Below are 8,407 nucleotides of genomic sequence, written 5' to 3'. Positions count from 1 at the left end.
TCAATGCTATATTTATTTATATCTAAAACAGGAGAAACACATCTTGTCAATAAATTGGGGCATATTCTCACCTCAATAAGTTTGGTTTTATTACGCTTTTTGACAATAGAATTTCCACATATAGTCTTTATTGAATTTGAAAAACATATATAGGAATCAGCAAATTAGATGCTTTTACCCTGATATCTTATCCCAATTTCATTAACTTAGCCTACATTACTTATGTTACTGAAATGTGAAATAATTTCCGGAAATTACTTTAGGGTCAAAGTTTTGAGCCGATAACATCCTAATGCATGACTTTTGAGTGTCAGATGTGCATCTTAAATTCTGTTCGAGGCTCGTTTCCGCAGGAAATGGAGACCTCAGAATTACGCACTCCATACATGAATTTTAACTTCCGTGAAACGGTATAAAATATATACCAATACTTCTATGTTTCTCAACCTTAAGTATATTGAAACTTTAGCCAATAAATGTAATAACTAGTCTCAATAGATATAGAGAAATTTTAGTACATATTTACGACTTAATACTTAATACATTCTGTATAAAACCGCAATCTTGATTGGTTTTCCCATAGTACGCTTCCCTGACTAGAGAGCGCGGATCTTCAACCAACGTTGAGATCAAAAACAGGAATCACAGATTCATCAGGAAGAAAAAATCTGCTTTAACTAGTATAGCGTTTTTCAGTAAGTTAATGCTAAACTCTTAATATTTGTTATTCTTTGTCTTTTTTTTGTCGCCTGTTGTCTAAAATTTGGTACCTCACCAATATGGGAATTACTATATATTGAGCATGAGGGGAATTTCATTAATGGATAATGGATAATTACCTCTCCCTAAAACGGATTGGATTGACGCGGAGCGTGAAAATTATTTCTGATCGAGGGGAGATTGGATATGACGCCAACGCTAACGCAAACGACCGCTTGTTTCTCCACGGCGAGTGAGAGGCTTTTTACTTTAATTATTCGGTCAAAGGTAAAAACCAGAAGGATTAGGGTAATTTGGGTAAAGTCCCTTGTTATCAGCAAATTTGGTAAAACTATCTTTCTTGAAATTTGGTATAATTTTAAGATTATGGGTATTTAAAGTTACTACAATTATTAAAACTATTGTAAAAAAAAACTTATGTTAGAACTCCACTGTCACACTACTTACTCCGATGGAACCCTAACTCCTACAGAATTGGTTAGAAAAGCAGCAAGTTGCGGGGTACAAGCATTAGCTATAACTGACCATGATACATTATCTGGGTGTGATGAAGCAATTAATATGGCTTCTGACTACAACATAGAAATAGTACCTGGTTTAGAATTAAGTACAGTTCATAATAATTCTTCCCTTCATATTCTAGGATTTTATCCAGATGCTAATAAGTTACTCTCGCCGTTGAGCGAGCGTATTGCAGGCAGACATCGACGTGCCCAGTTGATGGTAGAAAACTTAGCTAAGTTGGGTTATCCTATCAAGTTGCCAAAAATGGAGGGGGGAATAGCACCGGGAAGACCACATATTGCTATGGCTTTGGTTAAAGCGGGTTATGTGCGATCGCCTCAAGAAGCTTTTGACCGTTGGTTGGGGGATGATAAACCTGCTTATGTTCATTATGAGAAGTTTTCTATAGTTGAAGGTATTAATTTGCTGGGTAGTTGTGGGGCGGTTGCTGTTTGGGCACACCCCTATCTATTCCGTGGTGGAAAGGTGGAAGAGGTATTACCGGAAATGGTAGAAGCGGGTTTGATAGGATTAGAAGTTTTTCATCCCTGTCACTCTCCGACTCAAGTGCAAAATTTAAAAGAATTGTGTAAAAAGTATGGGTTATTGATGACCGGTGGGAGTGACTATCACGGACCAAATAGTCAGGGAAAAGAGGAAACTACTTTAAATATGCTGAACTTACCAATGGAGTTGCTTGCACCGATAAAGCAAGCTGCTGGTATAGTTTAAGTCAGAAGTCAGAAGTCAGAAGTCAGAAGTTAAAGAAAGCAGCACGGACTAAATTTGAGAGTCGCGAGAATGTTTTAACTGCCCTAGTGGCTGCTATATTTGAAGCAGGAATTCAGGATATCGGGAGACAGAAGTCAGAATTAATATGAAATACGTTAATATTTGCTGCTAAAGATTGATAATGTTTTTGCAAGTATGAGTTATTCAAAAAAAATCAACAATATTATTTCCAAATTTTTGTGGCTGGTGTTGACATTATTAATTACAAGTTGTCAGAAAAAGCCTATAGAAGTTAAAGTTTTACAAAATCTTGTTTATGGGAATTATAATTTTCAAAATCAGCAAAAATCACTACTTTTAGATTTATATTTACCAGAGAAAAAACCAGATAAACCTTTGCCTCTGTTAATATACATTCATGGTGGAGGTTGGCTAGAGGGAACAAAAGAATATTGCCCTGGTAAAATTGTCGTCTCCAGAAATTATGCGATGGCTTGCATTAGCTATAGATTTAGTAATGAAGCTCTATTTCCTGCCCAAATTCAGGATGTTAAAAATGCAGTTCGTTGGTTGCGAAAAAATGCAGATAAATATGATTTAGACTCTAAGAATTTTGGCGTTTGGGGACCTTCTGCTGGCGGACATTTAAGTGCTTTGTTAGGAACATCAGCAGGGGTGAAAGAATTTTCAGAAACAAACAATAATCAAGAAATATCTAGTGCGGTACAAGCAGTTTGTGCATGGTATCCACTTACAGATTTTACTCAAGTTCCTCCTGCTTTTGATGAACCTATTACTGTTGCTACTAAGGAAAAGTATAAAGATCAAGAATGGTATGCTTATACCCTAGTAACTCATCTATTATTAGGAGGACCAATATCACAAAAATTAGAATTATCAGCTGTTGCTAATCCCATTACTCATATTGATGCTCAAGACCCACCTTTTCTAATTATGCACGGAGAAGAAGATAATGTTGTACCAATCAGTCAAAGTGTTTTATTGGCAGATGCTTTATCAGAAAAAGGCGTAGAAGTTGAGTTGGTTAGGAAACCTGAGTGGGGACATTACCATGGTAGGGGAGTAGCTTTTGACCCTGATTTGATAGATATGGCAATAGATTTTTTTGATAAACATTTGAAGCAAGGAAGAAAGAAAAAGACAGAGCAAAATATCTTTTAATTTGTTAGTTCAATTTATCTCACCGCAGTGTGGTCAGGGTTTCCATAGCTAAAGAATCCCGCGTTGTCGCGTAAGGGCAACGTCGGGAGTATGTCAAAAAGGGGGATATTTTTTTAAATCTGACTTAATAATCTACTTGCATGGGGTTCTGCTGGCATATCCTCAACGATCGCTCCTTGTTGTTGCAACTCTCGCTTCATCTCTGTAGACAGACCGATACCCAAAGAAAATCTAGTTTCAGTCACATTTACCCCAGTTATTTCAGTACCCGTTAGGTCAGCACCACTTAAGTTGGCGCCAGTCAAATTTGTATCAATTAGGATTGCTTTATGTAAATTAGTACGACTCATGTCAGCATAACTGAGATTAGCATAACTCAAAATTGCCCCACTCAAGTCAGCAGCACTCAAGTCAACACCACTCAAATTTGCACCACTTAAATCTGCACGAGTTAGGTTAGCACCACTCAAGTTTGCACCACTAAGATCTGCACAATATAAATTAGCACCAATCAAGGTAGCATTGTACAGATTAACGCCTATCAAATTTGCCCTAAATAGATTAGCTCGGAACAAGTTAGCACGAAACAAACTTGCACCAGCTAAATTAATATTACTCAGCTCGGAGCGGAACAACTCAATATCCCGAAAATTTCTTTCTCCGGCAGCATAACGCGCCAAAAGTTCTTCTACTTCCATAGTATTCTCTTAATGTTTTCTTGATGTTTTCATCTAAATTTTTTTTATTTTTAGATGTGTTTCTGCTTGATAAAACTGATACAATAAGTCACAAAAATTGACAAATTGATGTTGAATTCCTGTTGTAGGGACGCCCTTATGCAACGTCCCTACAACAGGCCGTCGGTGGTTACTCATCCACAGGCATCTACGGTCAAGCCGACCGCATTTCTCCTTGATCTAGAGATAGTTTATATTTATTATTTTGTGTCTTTTTCAAAGTCTAGTCTGATTTTTACAACAATTTTTTACAAAACTTATAACTACTTGACATCTACAAGCAAAAGTTAAAATTTTCTTAAAAAATTTGATAAAAATAATATAGTAGAGCCAAGAAACATTTAAGTTGCAATTTTTCAACTACATCAGAGCTTGATTGAGGCTGTATAAACAATACCTACAGAATTGGGTAATAGGGAACATAAAGGAATACAGTGGTAAAAATTTCAGACTAGATAGTCTATTTTGGAATTTTCGGCAAACTATTTAGGAAGACTATTTAGTCTTCATATACCCAATATTAAAACAATTAAAATAAATGATTTTCAACTTAGCTAAACTATTACCAACCAGCATACATATAATGAAAATTGTTCCATTATTTAGAAACAATTTGTGACTACTACACCCTTAAATCCAACCTCCACTCAACAACCTGATGGCCTGGGTAGATTTGGCCAATTTGGCGGTAAATATGTCCCAGAAACATTAATGCCAGCCTTATTTGAATTAGAAGCAGCCTACAAAAAATACAGTCAAGACCCCACTTTCCAAGTAGAACTCCAACAGCTCTTACGAGACTATGTAGGTCGCCCTAGCCCTCTTTACTTTGCCGAACGTCTGACGGCTCATTATGCCAGACCAGATGGTACAGGGCCACAAATCTACCTGAAACGGGAAGACCTCAACCATACGGGAGCGCACAAAATTAATAATGCTCTAGCTCAAGCTTTATTAGCTCGGAGAATGGGCAAACAACGCATTATTGCTGAAACAGGTGCCGGTCAACATGGTGTTGCGACTGCTACGGTTTGCGCTCGGTTTGGGTTGGAGTGTGTTATCTACATGGGCGTTCACGACATGGAACGTCAAGCCCTAAATGTATTTAGAATGCGACTACTGGGGGCGGAGGTGCGACCAGTGGAAGCTGGCACCGGTACTCTCAAAGATGCGACTTCGGAAGCTATTCGCGACTGGGTGACTAATGTGGAGACAACTCACTATATTCTGGGTTCGGTTGCAGGTCCTCACCCATACCCGATGATGGTGCGTGACTTTCATGCGGTCATTGGTGTAGAAACCCGCGCTCAATGTTTGGAAAAGTGGGGCGGTTTGCCTGATATTTTGATGGCTTGTGTTGGTGGAGGTTCTAATGCGATGGGTTTATTCCATGAGTTTATGAATGATTTGTCGGTGCGGATGATCGGTGTGGAAGCTGCTGGTGAGGGAGTTAATACGAATAAGCACGCTGCAACTTTGACTCTTGGTCGCGTGGGTGTGTTGCATGGAGCGATGAGTTATTTGTTGCAGGATGAGGAAGGTCAGATCATAGAGCCACATTCTATTAGTGCTGGTTTAGATTATCCTGGAGTAGGTCCTGAGCATAGTTTTTTGAAGGATAGTGCTAGGGCTGAATATTATGGTGTGACTGACAAGGAGGCGGTGGATGCCTTTCAACGTTTGTCTCAGTTGGAGGGTATTATTCCAGCTTTAGAGACTGCTCATGCGATCGCTTATTTAGAAATTCTTTGTCCGCAGTTAAGCGGTAGTCCGCGTATTGTGCTGAATTGCTCTGGACGTGGGGATAAAGATGTGCAAACGGTGGCGAAGTTTTTGGAAGGGTAATTTAAGCTAGCTAGAGTAGGGGCGATTCGCGAATCGCCCCTACGACTACCACCAAAATATTATAATTCAAATAGGATTGCTATATTACTCGTAAGGTTGGTAAATGAATCATAAATATTTAAAACGAATTTTCTGGATTCTGACAATATTTTTGAGTAGTTGTAATTATCAACAATTAATCGAAAATTTGCCGGAAATGCCAGAAATTAACAATCCCAGACAAACTCCTATTTTCAGACCAAATGTAACAGTTTCACCTGATGTTAGTAGATTGAAAAAATCTGTATTTGCTCAAATAAATCAATATCGAAAATCTCAGAATTTGCCTCCTCTAGAGTGGGATAATACTATTGCTCAACAAGCTGCAATTCATGCTCAACAAATGGCTAGTGGAGAAGCAACTTTTAGCCATGATGGATTTAAGGAAAGAGTAGAAGTAATCGGTCAAAAAGTTACTTACAGAAGTGCTGCTGAAAATTTGGCTAATAATTTTGGTTATAGTAATCCTGGAGAACAAGCTGTGGAAGGTTGGATTAATAGTCCTGGTCATCATAAAAATATGATAGGTGACTATAATTTAACTGGTATTGGTATTGCTCAAAATTCTGAAGGAACATATTACTTTAATCAAATTTTTATTAAAACGAGATAGTAATACCGTTTCACGGAATTCAAAATTCAAAATTCAAAATTCAAAAGTAAGATTTTATAGTGTTAAAGTTTTGAAGAAATAGTAATTTCAGCAAATTATTTCAAATCTTGAGTTTGAAACTATTTGTCATATTTATAAAGTGAATTGGTATAAGTATTCAGCCGTCAGCTATATTAAGAATTACATTAACTTTAACGGAATATTTAAAAATATTATGGGACTAGATTTACAGAAATTTTATCAAGCTACAAACCCCAGTCAGGTTCTTCAAGCAGATAGTCCAGAAGACCAAAAGTATTACATAGATTTTTCTGAAGTGCGAGGGGGTAAAATTATTGAAGAACTTAGGGACAATATTACATTTTTTTCTCCAGATGAGCCTACTTGTGAATTGTTTACAGGTCATATTGGTTGTGGCAAATCTACAGAATTATTACGACTAAAAGCAGCTTTAGAAAAAGCAGAATTTCATGTGGTTTATTTTGAATCTTCTCAAGATTTAGAAATGGGTGATGTTGATATTGGGGATATTATCTTGGCGTTGGCGGAGCCTAGCGGCAGCTATATCGCTCGTCGGGTGACAGAAAGTATTGAGAGTTTGGAAAAAATTAGTTTGCCCCAACCAAGAGGTTTTCAAAGAATCATTGACGGAGCGGTCAAAGTTTTACAAACGGAAATTGACCTATCTGCGGAAGCTACATTGCCTGGGGTTGGTAAAATTTCTGCTAGTTCGGAAGGTAAATTTTCTGTGGAAGCAGGTTTGCCTGATATTGGAGAAGTGAAAGCTAGTGATGATGAGGGAGTCTCTCTAGTTTTGGGAATTGGTAAAATTACTGCTAAAACTAAGAATAGTCTCGAACTTCGCAAGAAATTGAGAGATTATTTGGAACCACAAACAGCTAGTATTCTGGAAACTATCAACACAGAATTAATTGAACCTACTGTTGAAAAGTTGAAACAATATGGGAAAAAAGGTTTAGTCGTAATAGTTGATAACCTTGACCGTGTAGAAAATATAATTAAATCTGGGGGTCGCCCTCAACCTGAATACTTATTCGTAGATAGGGGAGAAAATTTACGCCTACTCAAATGTCATGTTATTTATACTATGCCTTTGTCTCTAATGTTTTCCAATGATTACAATAGACTGACCAGTCGCCTAGCAGTAGACCCGAAAGTTTTACCAATGGTACCTGTGAGACTGCGAGATGGTAATGAGTGTGTCTTGGGAATGAAAAATCTACGACAGATGGTTTTGGCAAGAGCATTTCCTGACTTAGACTCTAAGCAGCGACTGGGTTTGATTTTGGAAGTTTTTGATACACCGGAAACGCTTGACCGTCTCTGTCAAATTAGTGGAGGTCATGTTCGCGAATTATTACAACTGCTGCGTAGTTTAATAATGAAAGAGCGGAAATTACCACTTTCTCGTGAATTTTTAGAAAGAGTTATTCGAGATAAGAGTAATCAAATGAAGTTGGGAGTGGATGATCAAGAGTAGGAGTTGTTGCGTCAAGTACAAAAAAGTCAAGAAGTAAAGGGTCATGAGGAATATCAAATTCTGATTGGAACTAGGTTAGTATATGAATACCGAGACAGTCAGGGGTCTTGGTTTCAAGTGAATCCAATATTAGCAGAATTGGGGAATTTAATTTAAGGAGCTATTTGTAAATTCATAAAAACCTCTCTCCAAACCTCTCTCCTGCTTTTGAGAGAGGCTTTGAAACCCCCCTTTCCCTTGCAGGGAAGGGGGTTGGGGGGTTAGGTTTTACAGGTATTTAATAATTAACGAGAAATCTAACACAGTAAATCCAATATTAGCAGAATTGGGGAATTTAATTTAAGGAAGCGTAGGTTGGGTTTCCTGGGTCAACCCAACAGAGAATATATCAGAGATTGCCACAGGGGTTTTAACGGTTGGCAAGTTATGTTACTACTATTTGCGCCCCCTCGCAATGACATAATTAAGGTTAACTTGTCATTGCGAGGCGTTAATATTAACAGTTAACCTTTTGGAGAAACCATTACAGCGCTT

Annotated in this window: 5 protein-coding genes and 1 pseudogene; 5 read left to right on the top strand and 1 reads right to left on the bottom strand. The window is 37.7% G+C overall.

Going from position 1 to position 8,407, the window contains the following annotated elements; genetic code table 11:
* The first annotated feature begins 1,137 nt into the window (after nt 1-1,137).
* Complete coding sequence (locus F6K22_RS22905; RefSeq protein ID WP_293103146.1) at nt 1,138-1,956, top strand: PHP domain-containing protein; 819 nt, start codon at nt 1,138-1,140, stop codon at nt 1,954-1,956.
* Between the two features lie 195 nt (nt 1,957-2,151).
* A complete protein-coding gene (locus F6K22_RS22900) occupies nt 2,152-3,138 on the top strand; it encodes an alpha/beta hydrolase (protein ID WP_293103143.1) in 987 nt (328 codons plus the stop codon).
* 113 nt (nt 3,139-3,251) lie between these two features.
* On the opposite strand, the gene F6K22_RS22895 is transcribed toward F6K22_RS22900, so the two are convergent.
* The gene (locus F6K22_RS22895) at nt 3,252-3,836 is read right to left on the bottom strand and encodes a pentapeptide repeat-containing protein (protein WP_293103140.1); all 585 of its coding nucleotides are present in this window, start codon (nt 3,834-3,836) and stop codon (nt 3,252-3,254) included.
* 654 nt (nt 3,837-4,490) lie between these two features.
* Between F6K22_RS22895 and trpB the strand changes: the two genes are divergently transcribed.
* From trpB to F6K22_RS22880, 3 genes and pseudogenes are all read left to right on the top strand, one after another.
* Complete coding sequence (trpB, locus tag F6K22_RS22890; protein ID WP_293103137.1) at nt 4,491-5,720, top strand: tryptophan synthase subunit beta; 1,230 nt, start codon at nt 4,491-4,493, stop codon at nt 5,718-5,720.
* A gap of 103 nt (nt 5,721-5,823) precedes the next feature.
* Nucleotides 5,824-6,372: a CAP domain-containing protein gene (locus F6K22_RS22885; RefSeq protein ID WP_293103134.1), complete on the top strand. Its 549-nt coding sequence runs from the start codon at nt 5,824-5,826 to the stop codon at nt 6,370-6,372.
* Between the two features lie 214 nt (nt 6,373-6,586).
* Nucleotides 6,587-8,029, top strand: a pseudogene (locus F6K22_RS22880) (ATP-binding protein).
* Nucleotides 8,030-8,407: the final 378 nt, after the last annotated feature.

Source organism: Okeania sp. SIO2F4, from assembly GCF_010672385.1.
GTDB lineage: Bacteria > Cyanobacteriota > Cyanobacteriia > Cyanobacteriales > Microcoleaceae > Trichodesmium.
This window is presented reverse-complemented; position numbering and strand designations above follow the sequence as displayed.